The 19,571-nt window shown below is 67.8% G+C and carries 15 protein-coding genes and 2 pseudogenes; 13 read left to right on the top strand and 4 right to left on the bottom strand.

What is annotated here, in order from left to right; all coding sequences use genetic code 11:
• The 10 genes and pseudogenes from IEZ11_RS49195 to IEZ11_RS49150 all read left to right on the top strand — a co-directional run.
• A partial coding sequence (locus tag IEZ11_RS49195; protein WP_189269637.1) for a non-ribosomal peptide synthetase occupies positions 1 to 1,778 on the top strand: 1,778 nt, incomplete at its 5' end.
• A pseudogene (locus IEZ11_RS52705) lies at positions 1,775 to 2,095 on the top strand (condensation domain-containing protein); the annotation flags it as partial. The gene IEZ11_RS49195 and the pseudogene IEZ11_RS52705, both read left to right, overlap by 4 nt.
• A gap of 77 nt (positions 2,096 to 2,172) precedes the next feature.
• On the top strand, positions 2,173 to 2,622 hold the full coding sequence (locus tag IEZ11_RS49185; protein WP_229713969.1) for a hypothetical protein: 450 nt from the start codon (positions 2,173 to 2,175) through the stop codon (positions 2,620 to 2,622).
• A 157-nt stretch (positions 2,623 to 2,779) separates the two neighbouring features.
• Positions 2,780 to 3,724: a GHMP family kinase ATP-binding protein gene (locus tag IEZ11_RS49180; RefSeq protein WP_229713968.1), complete on the top strand. Its 945-nt coding sequence runs from the start codon at positions 2,780 to 2,782 to the stop codon at positions 3,722 to 3,724.
• Entirely contained in the window at positions 3,699 to 4,757 is a 1,059-nt protein-coding gene (locus IEZ11_RS49175; protein ID WP_229713967.1) for a pyridoxal-phosphate dependent enzyme, read from the top strand. The genes IEZ11_RS49180 and IEZ11_RS49175 overlap by 26 nt, the downstream gene beginning before the upstream one ends.
• The gene (locus tag IEZ11_RS49170) at positions 4,754 to 5,986 is read left to right on the top strand and encodes an ATP-grasp domain-containing protein (protein WP_189269635.1); all 1,233 of its coding nucleotides are present in this window, start codon (positions 4,754 to 4,756) and stop codon (positions 5,984 to 5,986) included. The genes IEZ11_RS49175 and IEZ11_RS49170 overlap by 4 nt, the downstream gene beginning before the upstream one ends.
• A complete protein-coding gene (gene argH, locus IEZ11_RS49165; RefSeq protein ID WP_189269634.1) occupies positions 5,983 to 7,506 on the top strand; it encodes an argininosuccinate lyase in 1,524 nt (507 codons plus the stop codon). The genes IEZ11_RS49170 and argH overlap by 4 nt, the downstream gene beginning before the upstream one ends.
• Positions 7,493 to 8,575 carry a GntG family PLP-dependent aldolase gene (locus IEZ11_RS49160; protein ID WP_189269633.1) on the top strand — a complete coding sequence of 361 codons (1,083 nt, stop codon included), beginning with the start codon at positions 7,493 to 7,495 and terminating at the stop codon, positions 8,573 to 8,575. The genes argH and IEZ11_RS49160 overlap by 14 nt, the downstream gene beginning before the upstream one ends.
• A gap of 112 nt (positions 8,576 to 8,687) precedes the next feature.
• Complete coding sequence (locus IEZ11_RS49155; RefSeq protein WP_189269632.1) at positions 8,688 to 8,885, top strand: MbtH family protein; 198 nt, start codon at positions 8,688 to 8,690, stop codon at positions 8,883 to 8,885.
• Positions 8,886 to 9,169: 284 nt separating this feature from the next.
• Positions 9,170 to 9,919 carry a class I SAM-dependent methyltransferase gene (locus tag IEZ11_RS49150; protein ID WP_189269631.1) on the top strand — a complete coding sequence of 250 codons (750 nt, stop codon included), beginning with the start codon at positions 9,170 to 9,172 and terminating at the stop codon, positions 9,917 to 9,919.
• Positions 9,920 to 10,002: 83 nt separating this feature from the next.
• Here the strand turns inward: IEZ11_RS49150 and IEZ11_RS49145 are convergent.
• Positions 10,003 to 10,771: pseudogene (locus IEZ11_RS49145) on the bottom strand (transposase family protein).
• Positions 10,772 to 11,436: 665 nt separating this feature from the next.
• On the opposite strand from IEZ11_RS49145, the gene IEZ11_RS49140 reads away from it, so the two are divergent.
• Positions 11,437 to 11,712, top strand: coding sequence for a hypothetical protein (locus tag IEZ11_RS49140; protein ID WP_189269630.1), 276 nt, complete (start codon positions 11,437 to 11,439; stop codon positions 11,710 to 11,712).
• A gap of 700 nt (positions 11,713 to 12,412) precedes the next feature.
• On the opposite strand, the gene IEZ11_RS49135 is transcribed toward IEZ11_RS49140, so the two are convergent.
• The 3 genes from IEZ11_RS49135 to IEZ11_RS49125 all read right to left on the bottom strand — a co-directional run bounded on the left by IEZ11_RS49135 (position 12,413) and on the right by IEZ11_RS49125 (position 17,554).
• The gene (locus IEZ11_RS49135) at positions 12,413 to 15,220 is read right to left on the bottom strand and encodes an AfsR/SARP family transcriptional regulator (protein WP_189269629.1); all 2,808 of its coding nucleotides are present in this window, start codon (positions 15,218 to 15,220) and stop codon (positions 12,413 to 12,415) included.
• A gap of 739 nt (positions 15,221 to 15,959) precedes the next feature.
• Positions 15,960 to 16,853, bottom strand: a complete 894-nt coding sequence (locus tag IEZ11_RS49130; protein WP_189269628.1) for an NAD(P)-dependent oxidoreductase — start codon at positions 16,851 to 16,853, stop codon at positions 15,960 to 15,962.
• Positions 16,850 to 17,554: an SDR family NAD(P)-dependent oxidoreductase gene (locus IEZ11_RS49125; RefSeq protein ID WP_229713966.1), complete on the bottom strand. Its 705-nt coding sequence runs from the start codon at positions 17,552 to 17,554 to the stop codon at positions 16,850 to 16,852. Before IEZ11_RS49125 ends, IEZ11_RS49130 begins: the two co-directional genes overlap by 4 nt.
• 116 nt (positions 17,555 to 17,670) lie before the next feature.
• Here IEZ11_RS49125 and IEZ11_RS49120 point away from each other — a divergent pair, with 116 nt between their 5' ends.
• Entirely contained in the window at positions 17,671 to 18,570 is a 900-nt protein-coding gene (locus tag IEZ11_RS49120) for a LysR family transcriptional regulator (protein WP_189269626.1), read from the top strand.
• A 439-nt stretch (positions 18,571 to 19,009) separates the two neighbouring features.
• Positions 19,010 to 19,571 (top strand): AMP-binding protein (locus IEZ11_RS49115; protein WP_189269625.1); only part of this gene is annotated, 562 nt, incomplete at its 3' end.

The raw sequence follows: 19,571 nt of genomic DNA, 5'->3' as shown, positions 1-19,571 counted from the left end.
CGGCGACTCCGCACGCCCCGGCCGTCAGTGACTCCGCGACCACCCTCTCCTACGCCGAGTTGACCGGCCGCGCCAACCACCTGGCCGGACGGCTACGGGCCGCGGGAGTCACCGCGGACACCCCCGTCGGCCTCTGGATGGACCGGTCCGCCGAGATGGCCGTGGCCCTCCTGGCCATCGTGAAGGCGGGCGGCGCGTTCCTGCCTCTGGACCCCGACCTGCCCGTCGGCCGCGCCGTGCGACTCCTCACGGACGCGGGCGCCCCCCTGATCTGCACGGACGAGCAGCGCGCCCACTCGCTCACGGCCGGCGAAACAGGCACGCTCACGGTCCTGGACTGCAGTGCGGGAACGCTCACCGCCTCCTCACCGACCGCACCCGACAGCGGTGTCACCGGGGACAACCTGATCTCCGTCTACTACACCTCCGGCTCCACCGGCACCCCCAAGGGCGTCGCCTCCACCCACACCGGCTGGACCAACCGCATGCAGTGGATGCAGGCCCAGTACCCCCTCCACCCCGGCGACACCGTCCTGCACAAAACCGTCCTCAGCTTCGACGACTCCGCCGTCGAGATCTTCTGGCCCCTCATCGCCGGCGCCCGCATCGTCATGCTCCCCCCCGGCCTGCACCGCGACCCCCGCGCCATCGCCGACTGGAGCACCCACCACCACATCACCGCCCTCCACTTCGTCCCCTCCATGCTCACCCTCTTCCTCGACGAGATCACCCCCACCCGAGACCCCCTCACCCACCTCCGCCACGTCATCTCCAGCGGCGAAGCCCTCCGACCCGACCTCGTCACCAAGTTCCACGACCGCCTCGCCCACACCCCCGCCCGCCTCCACAATCAATGGGGCGCCACCGAAGTCTCCATCGACTCCACCAGCCACACCTGCACCCCTCAAGACGAACAGACCAGCGACGTCCCCCTCGGCGACGCCATCGCCAACAACCAGGTCCTCGTCCTCGACGAGCACCTCAACCCGGTACCCCACGGCGTCCCCGGCGAGCTCTACCTCGCCGGCCTGGGCCTGGCCCGCGGCTACCTCGGCGACACCCGCAAAACCGCAGCCGCCTTCATCCCCCACCCCTTCGCCAACGGCCAACGCCTCTACCGCACCGGTGACCGAGGCATCCGCCGCCCCAACGGCACCCTCACCTTCCTCGGACGCGCCGACAGCCAAGTCAAGATCCGCGGCATCCGCATCGAACCCGCCGAGATCGAACACACCCTGCGCCGCCACCCCCACATCCGCGACGCCGTCGTCACCACCTGGCAACCCACCCCCGGCGACCGCCGCCTCGCCGCCTACATCACCACCGAACACACCAGTTCCGAGAACGACACCCTCATCGCCGACCTCAACACCCACCTCTCAGACCAACTCCCCCTCTACATGATCCCCTCCAGCATCACCGTGCTGGACCACATCCCCGTCAACACCAACGGCAAGACCGACCACCGAGCCCTGCCCGAACCGCACTTCGAGGCGGACGCGGTCGCGATGCGGCCGGCCACCGAGGCCGAGCAGCTGATCGACGGCATCTGGGCGGAGGTGCTGGACCGAACCGACCTCGACATCCACGCCAACTTCTTCGCCCTGGGCGGCCATTCACTGCTCGCCACCCGCATCGTCTCCCGCCTGCGGACCGCCCTCTCCCCCGACATCCCGCTCGCGCTCATCTTCGACAACCCCACCATCCACACCATGGCCGAAGCAGTCGGACACCTCCTGCCCCCGTCCGGTACAGCCGCCGGGAGGACACCCCGATGACGACAAGTCCGATCGTGGGACGCGCGGTGGACACCGCGCGTCGGCAGACCGGCTCCGGTCCTGCCGCGGACGCGCCGCTGTCGGCGGCGCAGCGACGGCTGTGGCTGCTCGAACACATCCATCCAGAGCTCGTCGAGTACACCATGGCGCAGGTCTTCGAGCTGTCCGGTCTGCTCGACGCGGACGCGCTCGCGACGGCGCTGCGGCTGGTCGTGGAGCGGCACACCACCCTGCGGTCCCGTGCGGTGCGGGACGCCACCGGCGGCCCGCGGCTCGGGGTCGGACCGTCATCGGCGGTCCGGCTGCAGCGCACCGGTCTGCGCCATCTGGCTGTCTCTGGTGCTGCTGCACTCCCCGGCACCCCGGGTCCGCGGACCTCGTCGGTGACGAGGATGTGCTGTCCCGGTTCCGGGCCGACGCCGGAATGTCGTCCGACGGCATGGACGCGCTCGACGACAACGCGCTCATCGCCGCCCTGGTCGGCCGGTCCCATCCGGCCGGCCGACTGCCCGGCCGGATCGAGTCGACAACCGTGCGCCGCATGGTCGAGGCGGTCCGCGCCAACGGGGAGGCCGCCGGGGGCTACCGGCCCGGCGCGGTCACCGACGCGGACGTCCACCTGCTCACAGTCTCCGAGTCCCACCCGACCCTCAAGACCCCCTCCGTAAACCCGGATGCCTGGCGGGCACTGACCCGCGGCCGGGTCGGCACCGTCCCGGTGCCGGGCAGCCACCACGACATGGTGCACCCGCCGTATGTCGCCGAACCGGCCGGGCGAATCGCCGAGGTCGTCCGCCCGCACCAGGCCGCGGGGCGTCCCGCCCGCCCGGCCGCGGACACCTGACAAGGAAGGCGACCGGTCCGACGCGCGGCCCCGCTCGCCGGCGCGTCGAGACGCGTGACCTGTATTCCCAGACCGAACGTTCGAGGAGGCCTAGGTGGAGATCGCCGTGCAAAGCCAGAACATGCAGTCCGCACGGGAAACGCACAGAAATGCGCAGATGAGGCTGGCTCCCCCGCCGTTGGAGCACGGCGTGCTCCTGGGCACCGGAACCGCTCCCAGCCACCACGGTGAACTGCTCCAGGGGGTGTTCGAGGACCACGGCAGGCTCCGCCGTGGCCTGGTGACGCTGCCCTGCCCGCTGTTCGCCAGCAATGCGACGGTGCGGCTGAGCCGGTGGGAGCCGGAGCTGACGGTCACCCCGTCGTGGAAGACGAAGGCCCTCGACGCCGCGCGCACCACACTGGAGGTACTCGGCATGAGTGCCTACGGCGGCGAGCTGGAACTGCGGGGCGACGTCGCCGTGGGCCGCGGTCTGGGTTCGTCGACCAGCGATGTGACCTCGGCGATCCTGGCGGTGCTGGCCGCGGTCGGCCGCAACCTCGCGCCGGAGCGGATCGCGCGGATCGCGGTCGCCGCCGAAGCGGCCACCGACCCCCTGATCTATTTCGACCGGATGCTGCTGTTCGCGCACCGCGAGGGTGCGGTGATCGAGGACTTCCACCGGCCGGTGCCCCCACTGGCGGTGGTCGGCTTCTCCTCCGCGGACAAGGAGATCGACACCCTGGCGCTGCCGCGGGCACGGTACAACGCCTGGGAGATCGAGTGCTTCCGGGCGCTGCGCGGCCTGATGCGCCGGGCCGTGGCCCGCGGCGACCACCGGGAGCTCGGCCGGATCTCCACCGCGAGCGCCCGCATCAACCAGCGGTTCCTTCCGGTACCGCGCTTCGACCGCGTGCTGGAGATCGCCGAGGAGACCGAGGCGCTGGGCGTGCAGGTGGCCCACAGCGGCACGGTCGCCGCCCTGCTCTTCGCACCCCATCAGCCGGGGCTGGAGCGGCGCACGGCGCTGGCCGCCCGCCGGCTCGCCGAACTGCGCATCACCGACCATTGGCGCTACATCGCCGGGAGCGACTCTCATGTCCCGTACGCACACCAGTCGTAGGGCCTTCACGAGCGTGGTCGACGGCCACGTCCTGCCCAAAGTCATCCAGGTCGGACCCAATGTGTACGGGGCCGCCTTCCATCTGATGAAGCTGCTGCCCGCGCAGTTCATCCTCACCAGTGCCATCGAGACCGGTGAACTCACCGAGGACACCACGGTCGTGGAGACCACGTCCGGCACCTTCGGGCTCGGGCTCGCGATGGTGTGCCGGCTCAAGGGCATCCCGCTGGTCCTCGTCGGGGACCCGGCGATCGAACCGCCGCTGCGCCGGCGGCTGGAGGCGCTCGGGGCCCGGGTGAGCATCGTCTGGGGTCCCGAACTGCGAAGCCGTGGCGTGCAGCAGGCGCGGCTGGACCGGGTGGCCCGCATCCAGGCGCGGCTGGGCTCGTACTACACACCCGGCCAGTACGACAATCCGCTCAACCCGGTGTCGTACGGTGCCGTCGCCGAACTGCTGCTGGAGAGCATGGGCACGTTCGACGCACTGGTCTGCCCCGTCGGCTCGGGCGGTTCGTCGTCCGGGATCGGCTCGTTCCTGCGGGCGCTGAACCCGGAGCTGAAGCTGATCGGCGTGGACACTCCGGGCAGTGTGCTGTTCGGCGCCCCGGCCGGGCCCAGGCGGCTGCGCGGTCTGGGCAACGGCCTGGTGCCGCCCGTCCTGGAGCACCCGCTGTTCGACGAGATCCACTGGCTGGACGCCGGGACCGCGTTCACGGCGACCCGGCGGCTGCACGCCGAGCACGCCCTGTACATGGGGCCGACCAGCGGCGCCGCGCACCACGTGGCCCAGTGGTACGCCCGCCGGCACCCGGAGCTGCGGGTGATGACGCTCTTCCCCGACGAGGGCCACCGCTACACCAACACCGTGCACAACGACCTGTGGCTGCGCCGCAACGGCTTCCTCACCGCGCCGCCCGACGGGCCCGGCACGCTGGACCATCCCTCCCAGGTCACCGGCAGCTGGTCCCGGTTCCCCTGGCACCGGCGCACCCGCGACGAGGTCGTCGCCCTCTCGGAAGGAGTGACCGTATGACCCGGGACGTCTTCGCCCTCGTCGAGAGCAACACCACCGGGACGGGACGGCTGTTCCCCGCGGCGGCCCGCGCGCTCGGCCTCCATCCGGTCCTGCTCTCCGCCGATCCTTCCCGGTACGCCTCGGTGGGCGGTGCCGAGGTGGTCCGTACCGACACCGACAGCGTCGAGGCGGTGGTCGACGCCTGTCGGCGCCTGGGCAGCGGACGGCGGGTGGCGGGCGTCGCCACCAGCTCCGACTACTACGTGGAGACCGCGGCCGCCGCGGCCACCGCCCTCGGCCTGCCGGCGAACTCACCCGCCGCCCTTGCCGCGGTCCGCGACAAGGGCGCGCAGCGGGCCGAGCTCGCCGCGGCCGGGGTGCGGGTGCCGCGGTTCACGGTGGCCGAAACGGTCGAGGAGGTCCTGGCCGCGGCAGGGGAGACCGGCTACCCGGTGGTGATCAAGCCGGTCACCGGCAGCGGCAGTCTCGGCGTGCTGCTCTGCGCGGACCCAGCCGAGGCCGCCGGGCACGCCCGCGCCCTGCTGGCCCGCGCCTTCGACGAGCGCGGCCGGCCGGTGCCGCGCCGGGTCACGGTCGAGGAGTTCGTCAGCGGCCCGGAGTACTCGGCGGAGGTCCTCGACGGCACCGTGGTGGGGATCACCGCCAAGCACCTCGGCGCACCGCCCCTGTTCGTCGAGATCGGGCACGACTTCCCCGCCCCCCTCGCATCTGGCGACCGCGAGGCCGTCACCGAGACCGCCGAGGCCGCCGTAGGGGCGCTCGGGATCACCCTCGGCCCGGCGCACGTGGAACTGCGCCTCGGCCCCGGCGGACCCGTGCTGATCGAGGTCAACCCGCGGCTGGCGGGCGGCTGGATCCCCCGGCTGGTGCGCGAGGCGACCGGAGCCGACCTGATCCTGGGGACGGTCGCGGCGTTCAGCGGCCGGCCGGCCCCGGTCGCCGCCACCGCGGCCCGGGGGGCGGCGATCCGGTTCGTCGTGGCCGGGGACAGCGGCCGGCTGCGCGGCATCGACGGGGTGGCAGGGGCCTGTGCCGTACCCGGCGTGGTGGACGTGGAGACCTACCGCAAGCCCGGCGCGGAGATCGTCGTGGCCGGCGACTTCCGGGACCGGATCGGGCATGTGCTGGCCCGGGGCGCCTCCACGGCCGAGGCCGCAGCCGCCGCCGACGAAGGCGCGCGCCGCATCAGGCTGTCCCTGGCCGTCCGTCAGGAGGTGCCGGCGTGACGGACTCCGGCCGCCTGCGCAGCGCCGCCTCCCCCGAGATCCGCCGCATGCTCCTTGAACGGCGCGACCCGCCGAGGCCCGTCTGGAAGGACGAACTCGACCGGATCACCCAGGTCGACCTCGCGCACGTCGTCATGCTGGCCGAGCGCCGGATCGTCGGCGCACCGACCGCCTCGGCCCTGCTGGCGGCGATCACGGAGCTGCGCGAGCGGGACTACGAACCCCTGGAGACCCGGCCCGCCCCCCGTGGTCTCTACCTGGCCTACGAATCCCATCTGATCGAGACCCTCGGCGACGAGACCGGCGGAGTCCTGCAGACCGGCCGCTCCCGCAACGACCTCGGCGTCACCTGCCTCCAGCTGGCGCTGCGCGAACCGTATCGCCGGCTGTCGGAGGAACTGGGCGAACTGGGCCGGGTACTGCTGGAACGCGCCCACGAGCACCGCGAGGTGCTCATGCCGTCCTACACCCACTTCCAGGCGGCCGTGCCCATCACCTACGGCCACTACCTGCTGGGGCTGGCACAGACCTTCGAGCGGGACGCCCGGTCCCTCGCCCAGGCCGGCGAGGGACTGGAGCGCTGCCCGCTGGGCGCCGGATCGATCGGCGGGACGACCGTCCCGATCGACCCCGCGCGCACGGCAGAGCTCCTCGGCTTCGGCGAGCCGGTGCGCAACTCGGTCGACGCCATCGCCACCCGGGACACCGCGCTGCGCATGCTGTCGGCGGCCGTGGTGCTGGGGATCACCCTCGCCCGTGCCGCCCTGGACCTGCTGATCTGGTCGAGCGCCGAGTTCGCACTGGTGACGATCCCCGACGGGCTGGTCGGGTCGAGCTCGATGATGCCGCAGAAGCGCAACGCGTTCGTCCTGGAGCATGTGCAGGGCAAGTCCGCCGCCGCCCTCGGCGGTCTGACAGCCGCCGCGAGCGCGATGCGGGGCACGCCGTTCACCAACTCCATCGCGGTCGGCACCGAGGCGATGAGCCATGTGATGCCGGCCCTGGACGCCACCGTCGACGCGGTGAAGATCCTGCGCCTGGCCTATGACGGGGCCCGGCCGGTGCCCCGGGCCATGACCGTCCGGGCGACCAGGGGGCTGACGCACGCGACCGCCACCGCGGAGTGGCTGGTGCGGCAGGGGGTGCCGTTCCGGCGGGCCCACCACCAGGTCGGAGAGGCCGCCCTCGGCGTCGTGGAGGGACGGGCCGACTCGCTGGGCGCGGCCCTCGCCGCGCACGGCCACGCGCCGGCCGGCGACTCCGCCGACCTGCGGCCGGAGGCGGTGTGGCGGGCTGCCGAGTTCGGCGGCGGTCCCGGACCTGGCTCGTTCCGGCGCTGCCACGAACCGCTCACGCTGCGCTGGGAGGACCACCGCACCCGGGTGGTCGAGGAGACCGCCCGCTGGCGCGACGCCGACGAACGCCTGCGGGACGCCGTGGCCGTGGTGCACGGCAGGACCGGGAACACCGCCCCGGCCGCCGGACCCGAACCCGAGGAGGACTTCCGTGACGAGCACTGACCGCGACGCGCCCCCGGCGCCCCTCGTCGAACTGCGCAGCGACACCTTCACCCTGCCGACGGCCCGGATGCTGGCGGAGATGACGAGAGCACCGCTCGGTGACGACGTGTACGGCGAGGACCCCACCGCCCGCGAACTGGAGGAACTGGCCGCCGAGCTGCTCGGCATGGAGGACGCCTGCTTCATGCCGAGCGGCACGATGGGCAACCTGGCGGCCCTGCTCGCCCACTGCCCGCGCGGCACCAAGGTTCTCGCGGGCGCCGAGTCCGACATCTACGTCTACGAGGCCGGCGGGGCCTCCTACTGCGGTGGCGTGATCGTCGAACCGGTGGCCAACCGGGCCGACGGCACGATGGCGCTCGCCGACATCGAGGCCGCGTTCCCCGAGGACCCCGATGACCCTCAGTTCGCGCTGCCCGCCCTGCTGTGCGTGGAGAACCCGCAGAACCGCTGCGGCGGGCGAGTGCTGCCGCTGGAGTACCTGGCCGAGGTCCGCGCGCTGGCCCGCGCCCGCGGGGTCGCCGTGCACCTCGACGGGGCCCGCATCTTCAACGCGGCGCTCGCCCTCGGCGTCCCCGTGTCCGTCATCGCCGGTTACGCGGACTCGGTGCAGTTCTGCCTGTCGAAGGGGCTGTCCGCGCCGGTCGGTTCGATGGTCGCCGGCAGCGCCGAGTTCGTCCGTTCCGTACGCCGGATCCGCAAGATGCTGGGCGGCGGCATGCGGCAGGCCGGGGTCCTGGCCGCCGCCGGACTGGTCGCGCTGCGGGAGATGACGGCGCGGCTCGGCGACGACCATGCCAGGGCGGGCCGACTGGCCGCAGGGCTCGCCGCACTGCCCGGGGCCGTCGTGGAGCCGGTCGAGACCAACATGGTGTTCTTCCGGGTCGACGCCCCCGGTCTGTCGCAGGCCCGGTTCATCGAACGGGCCTGGGAGGAAGGTGTGCGCCTCGCCGAGCTGGGCCGCGGCCGGATCCGGGCAGTCACCCACGCCGGGGTGGACGACGCCGACGTCGACCGGGCCCTGGCGGTCTTCCACAGCCTCCTGGTACCGCAGACCGCCGCGGCCTGAGCCGTACCACCTGTCGACCGCCTGGTCCTGCGGACCCTTCCCACGCCACATCCGCACCACCTGCTTCACATCCATCCCTGAAACACCCTCAGAACACGATCGGAGAATCGTCATGCAGCAGAACTCCCAGCAGTGGCTCGTGGTCGTCAACGACGAGGAGCAGTACTCGGTCTGGGCCGCCGACCGCAGCATCCCGCAGGGCTGGCGCGCGGTCGGCGTCAACGGTCCCAAGGAGAACTGCCTCGACTACATCGAGCGCGCCTGGACCGACATGCGCCCGCTGAGCCTGCGCTCCGCCACCACCGTCTAGGACGTATTGGGAAAGTCCCGTCGTTCGCCCGAAGGGCGGCTTCGCGGCGTCAGGTGCGTGCGCTGGGCCCCCGGCCGGAGGCTGGGAGAGTGCCGGGCTGAAGCCCTCGTACCGGATGTACTCGGGCTTTCGCCCGGTGCGGCGAGTGGGGGGGGTACCCCCTGTGGGGGAGCGTGCATGGCGTGGCGAGGCAGGCGGGGCTTTCGCAACACGCCCTAGCTAGTCCCCCGTACCGCATTGCGACCACGAAACCCAGAGCACCGACCCGGAACAGGACTTCGCGAATGACGACGACCCGCCTTCTCACGTCCCGCAGTGCCGACGCGTGGGGACAACTTCTCCTCGGCTGTCACACTGCGGGGCTACCGCGGGACACATACTTCGAGATCTGCGAACGCGACGACGGGTACATCAGCGGCTACGACGCCGTCGGCTTCTTCGCGGGCCCCGGTGATTGGCCCGAACTGGACCGATGGGCCTTCACCCGCTTCCGCGGGCGGGTCCTGGACATCGGGGTGGGAGCCGGCCGGTTCGCGGTCCCCTTCCAGGACGGCGGCGGTGAGATCGTCGGCCTCGACGTGTCGGCCGACACGCTCGACGTGTGCCGGCGCCGCGGGCTGAGGGAGACGTTCCTGGGCACGGTCGACGACGTACCGCAGAGCACGCGTTTCGACACGTTTCTGCTGCTGGGCCGGAACCTCGGGCTGCTGGAGAGCCGCGACCGCGGACCGCGGCTGCTGAGCACACTGGCCCGGCTGGCACGGCCCGGGGCCCGGATCGTCGGGACGGGGATGGACCCTTACCTCCTCGACGGGGCCCAGCACACCGAGTACCTCGCCCAGAACCGGCGGAGGGGCCGGATGAGCGGCCAGATGCGCCTCCGGCTGCGGCACCGGCTGCTGGTGACGGACTGGTTCGATTACCTGTTCACCTCACTGCCGGAGCTCGAATCACTGGCCGAGGGCACCGGCTGGCAAGTCGCCGAGGTCGAACGGCACGGCCCGGAGTACGGCGTCGTCCTCACGCTGGGCTGACGAGGGCCCGCTGGCCGCCCCTCCATCGGTGAGCAGCGGATTCAACGAATCGTCGCGGCACAGGGAGTGAGCCTTTTCCATCCTTATTCTGAGCTGGCCAGATGAAGGGCGAGGACGGCTTGGACGAGGCTCGTGATCCGGGTTGTCGAGCAGCGGAGCTTGCGGAGGAGTCGCCAGGACTTGAGGGTGGCGACGGCATGCTCAGCCAGGGCGCGGATCTTCATTCGGAACCGGTTGACGGCGTGTTGGCCGACGGAGAGCTTCTCCCATCGGCCGCGGTAGCGATAGCGATGACGGACGGTGCCGCCTGCGCCCTGGTATCCCTTGTCCGCCCAGCAGTCCATGCCAGCCTTTGTGAGGGCGTCGATGATGCCGTGCCCCGTGCGACCCGCGCGTCGTAGATGGCTCCGGCCAGGGCTGGTGATGCCCACAGGAGACGGCCGCCTGGGCCGACGATGACCTGCATGTTCATGCCGTGCTTCCTGTGCTTGCCCTAGTAGAAAGGGCGGTCTGCGGCGATCCGGTCGGTCGGCGGAATCGTTCCGTCCAGGATCAGATACGCCGTCACCGATGCGGCCCGTACGGCTTCGGCGAGGGTGGGTGCGAGGGCGGCCAGGAGCTCGACGGCCTCGGTGACGTAGCGGTAGACGTGGTGGTGCCGACGCCGAACCCGGACGCGAGCTGGGCGTAAGGCTGGCCGTTGCGGAGGCGGGCGAGGGTGGGCAGGGCCAGCCGGCCCGCGTTCAGCCGCCGCCACCGGGTGCCGAGTGCACGGCGATGCTGCCGCAGACGGGCGGACAGGAAGCACAGGGCGGAGCTGGACACATCGACGCCGGACGGGCAGACAATCACGCGAAGCCTCTGGTGGACACGGTTCTCTTGGTCGAAAACCCGTCTACCAGTGCCTTCACCACGTTGTCAGGCCAACTGACAAACCACCGAGGCAGGTTGGAAAAGGCTCAATGCCTCGCCCAAGATTGCCAGCTTCGTCCCTCTGGGCTCGGGTGTCGGTTCTGTCCGCGTGGATGGCTGTGAGGTGTCGCGATATCGCGGAAGGCTCTTGAACTGTTTGGTCTTGCCGTGCCGTATACCGGGTGTGGGGCGCGTGGGCGGCTCCGCCGTCAGTACCCGCCCGGTGTGGGCGTATGATCCGTCGCTTCGGGGAGGGCAGTGGTGTGGGTCGGTGGCATTCCAGTCAGCGGGATTTTGAATTGGTAGGGATGGACAGTGATACCACGCCTGGTGATCCGGATCTGATGCAGGGTTTGATCACGCGTTACCGTGATGCGGGGGACGCGGCGGAGTCCCTTCTGTGTTGACCAGTCGCAGGTCGGCCAGATGGGGATGGGTTGGACTGTGCGGCTGATATGGCAGGTGGAACAGTGGTGTGGGGGTCGGATATGGGTGCCTCCGCTGGAGCGGCTGCAGTAGCCGGGTCGGCATGCATAACAGCCTTGTTGCGACGTTTACGGACCCGGGTCCGTCCCAAGCGGGTCTCAACGGTGAGCGGTGGAAAAATGGAAGCGAACGCGGACGCTGTCTTGCGGGGCATCACCCTGTACGAAGCAGTAGCCTTGCCGCTGACTACCGACGGAGTGAGCATCGGTGAGCAGTTGCTCCGGCGAACGATCGCCTACCAGCTTGCAGGCCATGAGTATCTGCCGCGGCCGGTGAGAGTAGCTGCGGCCGAAGCGCTGGAAGCCATTGACCAGCGCCAGGATCGGCTGCAGGCACAAACCGCGGTCCGAGCGCTGGCTCGCACGGTCCGGGAATGCCGGACAGAGAAACTTTGAGAGTCACGATGAGCAGGCTTTCTGAGTAGACCCCTTGGGATTTTTACCTCGCTGCACTGCCACCGGGGCGACGTCGAAGGGCACGTCGCAGAAGGGCCCGGGGTGCTTACCACGGCTGACGCAATGAACCTCGTGCTCCGTTGGTTCCGCGCATCCGGCCCCGGATGGGATTTCGTCAGGACTTCTGGCGGATATTTCTGCGGCCTCCCATGCACTGACACCAGCTCGCCAAAGAAGGGACAGTTCAGGAAGAATACACCTGAATCACCTCGCCAAGACCTTTGGGGATGGCGGCAACACGCGCTTCACGTGGATCGTGCAGTCTTGCGCAAGGGGCGTCCTGGGCGGACGCCTCGTGCGCGCGGCGCGGCTTCGCCCGTTCACCACGACCGGACAGCTCGTCACCACCGGCCGCCGACGGACTGTTTGGAGCTGATCACGTCGCTTCCCAAAGGTCACTGCGGCGCCGTATTGCGGCGACAGCATCGCCCTATACGTGATCCAGACAGGCCAAAGCGTCCAATGCATCCCCGCTGGTGGCCAGATCGGGGATCGGGAGATTGACAGACCGGCAGAGCCCGGGTCTGATCGATGGCCGTCAGCGCTGCCGCTGTCGGCCGAACGCGACAAACGAGCGCACGAGACCGAGAGGAACGACGAAGTCGCCCTGGGCCTTGGCGGCGACCGCGACATCAACCCGTCACAGATCGGTGAGCCGCTGTCTGATCAGGTCGCCTTCAGGATGACCAAGGGAGTCGAGGATATCAACGGCGTCGGTCCACGCTTTACGGGCCTCACCGGGGGAATCAGAGGAATGGGTGTCGCCGATATGTACGAGTGTATCAGCGATCAGGTACGCGTCTGCGAGTTCGCGATAAATAGCCAGAGCCCGGTGGAGCGAATAGAGGGATTCGGGCTTCTTGCCGAGCCGGTGGTAAGCAACTCCCAAACTGTCCCAGGACGCCGCTTCAACATTGCGATTGCCCGCCTTTCGCGCTATATCAATAGCGCGTCGGCAATCTTCCAGAGCTCCTTGGAAATCCTGCATGAGGATGCGGGTCCAGCCGACCTCGTTAACGACGGAGGCAACCCCGACCATATGGTTTATTCGTTCGTACAGAGATGCGGCTTTGCCGTAGTGCGAACAGGCCGTCCGGTGATCCCCCTTGGCATTGGTCACAAATGCCATATATCGATGAGTCAGCGCCTCGCCGAGGACATCGCCGGTCTCGGCGAACATCGCCAGCGCTTTGTTCAAGTGATTCTCGGCCTGGGCGTTCTGATTAGTGCGGCCGAGAGCAAATCCCAGGGACCTGTGCATATGAGCCTGCCCCCGTGTATCACCGATGCACTGCGCGGCAAAGAGTGCCGCACTCTGAATATCTATTTGCTCTTTGCGGCGCCCACTGCGATCAAATATCAGTTCAAGAATAGCCGCCATTCGCCAGGCCTGCCCCCTGGTGTCGTAGCTTTCGCTGCTGGTGGCGATGGTCTGGAGTGCGGGCATTTCGTGGTGAAGCCAGTCCGCAGCGTGTTCGGTGTCCGTGAAGTGTATGACTTGCGTTCCTGGCACATAGGGAAGAACGACGGGATGATCCCTATGGGTGTTAATGACGCTGGAGGCATTGTACGCCGTATGCAGATAGTGATCGTAGAGTCGTTGGCGAGCCTGCCCGAGGTCTTGGTCGGAATCATTGGAGCGGGACAGTTCCCGGCTGAAGACTCTGAGGAGATCATGCGTGCTGTAGTGGCCGGACTTGTGCTCACTCCAAAGGTGGGCACGGTCGAGCTCGGACATTACCTGTCGCATGGTTCTCACGGGGAGACCGGCAAGACTCACGGCAGTCTGGAGTGACACGTTGTGCGCCGGACTCATCCATAGCCGGCGGAAGACTTCGGCCGCCTGGTCTGTGAGGGCATGGTACGACCAGGAGAATACGGAGCGTGTGTCGGTGATAGGGTCGCTCTCTCCGTCCACCGTGAAAGCTCGAAGGCTGTCACGGCTTTCTTCCAGCTCTGCGGCAATATCGGCGAGAGGAGCGATAGGACGGCTCGCAGCACGTGCGCACACAATGGCAAGGGTTATCGGCAGTCGACCGCAGTGCCGTACTATGGCAAGCGCGGAATTTCGGTCCTGGGTCACGCGGGCTTCGCCGATCTTGTTGGACAGAAACTCAAGAGACTCAGCAACAGTAAACAGGTCGACAGTCAGCAGGTGAGCACCGGCAGAGACCACGAGCCCGGCCATTTGCTCTCGACTGGTGATGATGGTGACGCAGTCAGGATTCCCCGGCAGGAGTGGGCGCACTTGTTCAGCATTGCGTGCATTGTCAAGCACGATCAGGCACCGACGCCCCGCCAGCAGACTGCGGTACAGGGCGATCTGGCTGTCAAGGCTCGGGGGGATGCGCTCACCAGGAATGCCAAAGGATTCCAAAAAATAGCAGATAATCATTGACGGGGTGAGCGGCTCTCCCGCAGGATCGTATCCACGAAGATTTATGTACAGCTGCCCGTCAGGAAAACGATGAGCGTTCCGATGAGCCCAGTGCAGCGCGATCGCCGTCTTCCCTACACCTGGTGCTCCCCCGATGGCGCTGATAGCGGGAGCCGTAGACGCGGAAGACAGCAGCAATGCGTCCAGCTGTTCAATTTCCGCTCTCCTTCCGGTTAAGACGTGCGGGCTTGCAGGCAATTGGGCAGGCCGTACCGAGGAGAAGCTTTTGCCTGCGGGAGGATCGATTTTCGTAGCACGTACAGACGTGCTCTCTGCGACGGCCTCCGTATTCAGCAGCACATGGGTTTGTGCGGCACGCAGTTCAGGGCCCGCGTCGACGCCCAGCTCGGTCATCAACTGCGAGCGGACGCTGTGGTAGTGCTCCAGTGCCTGAGCCGTCTGCCCCTCGGCAGCAAGGACACGGATGAGGGAAGCCTGGAGGGTTTCGTTGAGCGGGTCCACGTGAGCGGCATGTCTCAGCAGCGGAAGGACTGCCGAGGTACGTCGGGCGTTCAGCGCAGCCGCCGCGGCGACTTGGACGGCACGGAAGTACTCCGCGTCGACGCCGGCGAACACGCTGTTCGAGCGAAGTTGATGCGGCAGGCCGGCTGCGGTGGAGCCGCGCCACAGCGACAGCGCTTTGACCAGCAGATCGGTGGCTTTTCCCGGACGCTTGTCGTGCAGGGCACCCTGCCCCGCGTCGCGGAGCTTCCGGAATTGGGAGAGATCCAGAGCCTCTTCCGGGACGTTGAGACGGTACCCTCCCGCGGCTCGTACGAGTACATGCGCGGCGCTTCGCTGTGTCAGACCGGGTTCCAGGAGCCGGCGCAGGGCCCCTACATGACGGTGCACCACATTGACCGCCCGATCCGGTGGGTTGTCGCCCCACAAGGCGTCGATAATCTCGTGCAGCGGAACGGGCTGGCCTGCCTGGACCGACAACAAGGCCAGAACGCTCTGCTGTTTGGGCGGCCCCAAATGCAGTTCTTCCTCCCGGTACCAAGCCCTCAAGGGTCCAAGGATCGAGAGGCGTAACGATCCTTTCATTGCATGCGTCCGATCTGACTCCACTCTCGCACCTCCCAGAAAAGTCATGGTGAGCCGAAATCTGCAAAGGGGTTGCACGTTTCATGGCATGAAGGCTCGATCGGCCACGCGCTGGAGGACACGGGTACGGGCCATAGAGCTGAAACTGACCGGATGGGTTGGTCGTGTGATCAGTCTCTTCCTGTACTGACGCGCCGGCCTGGCGGATCAACACCCTGCGCAGCGAGCTCTCGTGTACGTGACCCGCTGGGCCACCACGCCACAAGCGCCTCTGGAGGTCGTCCGTCCGCGTCTTTGCACGCTCTCACCGCGCAGCGATTGTGCAGCAGATGACGGCGGACGTGCGAAGCGGCTGTGGCTGGTCCCGCCGGGAAGAGTTTATAGCGGGCCCGGCCATCACCGACGGGCGATCAGCAAGCGTGTCGACTGCCGCCGACGCAGCCGTCGGGGAACGGAAGGACGTGGGCGAACGAGTCCGGGAGCCTCCCGCCGGCGCATGGTGCGGGCGGGAGGCCTCTCCTGGGGAATGCGCACAGCGCGGCGGAGAAGGCTGTCCGTCGGCCCACCCGTCTTCGGCGACTACGCTTCAGTAAGCGCTGCACCCGTGAGCATGACAATGAGCAGGGTGTCAGGCGTCGGTGTCGTCGGCACGTTCATCACAGCACATCAGCCCATGAGTTGGTTCCGCATATTGCAGTCCTGCCTACGCCGTCGCGTTACGTCTCAGGTATTCGGCCAGAACTGAACCATCCTGGTCCCCCAGGCCCGCGGTGATCGCTTGCTGGACCAAGCCGCGAGTCGTTCTCAGCTGGGCCATCGGTGCGCCCACGGATGACGCCAGTTCATCGACCAGCGCCAGATCCTTGGCAACGAGCGCCAGTGTCATGTGCATCGTCGCTTCATGCGGCCGCACGAAATTTTCCCGGTTGTACTGCACGAACGGGGCCGCGGCCGCGCTCTGCGTGAAGGCGTCGTAGGCGTCGGCCCGGTCTATGCCGGCGCGTTCTGCCAACACCAGGGACTCCGCGACGGCCGCTCCCAGAGACAACAGCAGCGAGTTGATCACCAATTTCATGATGCTGCCTTGCCCCGATTCCTCGAAGCGCAGAACCCGTGTGGCCAGGACATCGACGACGGGCCGCACGTTGTCCAGTGCTTCTTTGGGGCCACCGACCAGCAGGGTGAGTTCGCCACGCGCAGCCAGCTCGACCGATCCGGACACCGGGGTGTCAAGGAGCACGGCGCCACGTTCCAGGACATGCGGCACCAGCGCGGTGATCGTGTGGGGAGCGATCGTGCTGGTCTCCAGGATCGTTGTCCTTGGTCGGATTCCGGCGAGGAGACCGTCAGGTCCGTGGTAGACCTCACGCACCGCCGCGTCGTCGGCGAGGGAGACTATGACGATATCCGCGGTTTCCGCCGCTGCCCGTGGGGAGTCAGCCACCTCTGCGCCGGTGGCGGCCGCGACGGCGAGGGCTCGTTCCCGAGTGCGGTTGTTCACAGTCACCGCATGTCCCGCCCTGCGCAGACGCACCACCATGGGGTAACTGAGGCGGCCGATGCCCACCACGGCCAACCGGGGCAGAGTGTTGATCATGAGTGGCCGCCATTGAGGTTGAGATTCACTCCGTTTGCCGCCTGGTTCTCCAGGAGAAAGAAGCAGCCCTCGACTATGTCCCGCATGGTGGGCAGGACGCCGGTCAGAATCCGTTTGCGGGCAGGCTCCAGAACCAGCTCGTTGCCGGCCCAGTAAGGGCTGTCACCGACGAGGCCCGGATGAATGGCGTTGACGCGGACGGGGGCGATCTCCCTGGACAGAGTCGATACCAGGCCCATCACACCGGCGTTCACCGTTGTAACCGTCGTAGAACCGGGGTAGGGCAGGTCCTTGGCCAGACCACCGAACAGGAGCACGGAGCCGGTAGGAGAGATACGAGACTGCAGGGCGTGGACGACCGCGGTGTAGCCGACCAATTTTGCTATGACTAGCTCCGTTGCGCCCGCTGTACCGTAATTACCCACTGTGTTGTCATCGCGCCGCATACCTGCAAGAACGACCGAGTCCACCTGGCCGATGCCGCTCAGCGCTTCCACTATCGTGTCAGGGCTGGCCAAGTCGACTGCGATGCCACTCACTCGCGCACCCTCGCTGTCGGCATTCAGCTCGGCGGCGACCTTCTCGGCACGCGCGCTCTCACGGCCGGCGATCACCACGGAGGCGTCGCGCTCTGCGTAGGCGGCGGCCAACTCGCGGCCGATGCCTGAGGTGCCACCGACGATCAAAACCTTGCTCGCCACAAATTTCCCCTTTGAACCAGTGACAAGTGATGTTGCTACCAAGGGTGGCGCACACGTCATATCGAGTCCAACGAAAACTATTGACAGGTGTTATCGGATTCGACGATTATTAACGGGTGGAGATACGGCAATTACGCTATTTTGTGGCTGTAGCGGAAGAACTCAGTTTCACTCGGGCGGCCTCGCGCCTCTTCGCCGCTCAGTCGACTGTGTCGGCAGGTGTCCGCGCCTTGGAGGAGGGACTCCAGGCTTCTCTTTTCGAGCGGTCGACCAGGACAGTGGCCCTGTCCCCAGCGGGAGCGGCATTCCTGCCGGAAGCCAAGGCCGTCATCGCGGCGGCGGAGAGGGCCAGCGAGGTCGTGGGTATGGCTTCGAACCGATTGCAGGGAAGTCTGCGGATCGGCACGATGACTCGTATCACCGCTCTCGATCTTCCACGTCTGGTGGGGGCCTTCCGCCAGCGTCATCCCCTGGTCGACATCCATATCCAGGTGTCCGGATCCGGATCCGGCGGCATCGCCGAAGACGTACGGCGTGGTCGGCTCGATCTCGGGGTGGTGGCCCTGAAATCCGGTGAGGCATCGGATCTGGACCTCCGGCCCTTCGCCACGATCCCTTATGTGGTGATCCTTCCTGCCGAGCACCCGCTGGCGCAGCGCGAGAGCATCTCCCTCGAAGACCTGGCCGGCGAGAACTTCGTGGATGGGCCAAGCGGTTTCGGCAGCCGCGCCGCCATGGATCGCGCCTTCACCGAACTCGGCCTCGCTCGACGGATATCGGTGGAAATCACCGACATAGCGACCGCCGCCTCGTACGTGCGGGCCATTGGCGGAGCGGCTGTCATGCCACACTTCCAGGCGGCTTACACGGCTGGTGTGGTGGTCAAACCACTGTCCGGCTCCATGCACATGCTCGCGCTGTCGTTCGCGGTACGGGCGGGACGGGCTCCGAGCCCTGCTGTCTCCGCACTGCTCGATCTCAGCTGCAACTACACGCGTGATGACGGGAGGTTCTGACTCCCGGCCGTTTCTTGAGACTTGCCTCTGGCCAACTGTTCCTGTCTGTCCGCACAGTCGGTCGTTCGAACCGCCCTGGGACAGTACGGAGCCTCCGTCAGACCCGGAACGGTTCCGTCCGCATCGAACGGGGACGTTACGGAAGCTCAAGGCCGCCCAGCTTGAACCCGCGTTACGCACGCACACGTGTACGTGATGTCAAGCCCCGCTCACAAGGTGCTGGCGCGTGCCGCCCGTCGTCTTCAGACGTACAGGCCCTCTCACCGGTCAGAGTGCGTTTTCAGACGGTGCACCGCCGGCACTCGGGCGCAAGGGCGGCAACGAGGAGCGCGTGGACGCCCAGTACAAGCGAAGCGTGCCGGCCGCCCATGACGACCACATGTCGGATGACCCTTGGGACGAGGGTTTTCTCGTCTGACAACTCGATGGAGAGACATTGATGTTCAGCACGATGCAGGACGTACCGCTGACCGTAACGCGAATACTGGAGCACGGAAGGGTCCTGCACGGCGATTCTCGCATCACTACATGGACCGGGGAGGGCAAGTCGCAGCGGCGCAGCTTCGCCGAAGTGGGCACCCGCGCGGTGCAGTTGGCGAACGCCCTGCGTGACGAGCTCAGGGTCCGGGGTGACGACCGGGTCGCCACCCTGATGTGGAACAACGCCGAGCATGTCGAGGCCTACTTCGCGATCCCCTCCATGGGTGCGGTGCTGCACACGCTCAATCTGCGGCTGCCGGCCGAGCAGCTGATGTGGATCGTCAACCACGCGGCGGACCGCGTGATCATCGTCAACGGCTCGCTGATCCCGATGATCGCGCCGCTGCTGGCCAAGCTGCCGACGGTCGAGCACATCGTGGTCTCTGGTCCGGGCGACCGTTCGCTCCTCGACGGCGCGACCGCGGCCGTGCACGAGTACGAGGAGCTCATCGCCGGCAAGCCGGCCTCCTACGACTGGCCGGAGCTCGACGAACGCCAGGCCGCCGCCATGTGCTACACCT

It is taken from the genome of Streptomyces fuscichromogenes (assembly GCF_014645815.1).
In the GTDB taxonomy this organism is placed as follows: Bacteria; Actinomycetota; Actinomycetes; order Streptomycetales; family Streptomycetaceae; genus Streptomyces; species Streptomyces fuscichromogenes.
This window is presented reverse-complemented; position numbering and strand designations above follow the sequence as displayed.

Bases quoted from the DNA above. Each gene is read 5' to 3' on its own strand.
- IEZ11_RS49130 (WP_189269628.1), bottom strand. From the start codon at position 16,853: ATGATCAACACTCTGCCCCGGTTGGCCGTGGTGGGCATCGGCCGCCTC.
- IEZ11_RS49175 (WP_229713967.1), top strand. From the start codon at position 3,699: ATGTCCCGTACGCACACCAGTCGTAGGGCCTTCACGAGCGTGGTCGAC.
- IEZ11_RS49155 (WP_189269632.1), top strand. From the start codon at position 8,688: ATGCAGCAGAACTCCCAGCAGTGGCTCGTGGTCGTCAACGACGAGGAG.
- IEZ11_RS49170 (WP_189269635.1), top strand. From the start codon at position 4,754: ATGACCCGGGACGTCTTCGCCCTCGTCGAGAGCAACACCACCGGGACG.
- IEZ11_RS49150 (WP_189269631.1), top strand. From the start codon at position 9,170: ATGACGACGACCCGCCTTCTCACGTCCCGCAGTGCCGACGCGTGGGGA.
- IEZ11_RS49140 (WP_189269630.1), top strand. From the start codon at position 11,437: ATGGAAGCGAACGCGGACGCTGTCTTGCGGGGCATCACCCTGTACGAA.
- IEZ11_RS49180 (WP_229713968.1), top strand. From the start codon at position 2,780: ATGAGGCTGGCTCCCCCGCCGTTGGAGCACGGCGTGCTCCTGGGCACC.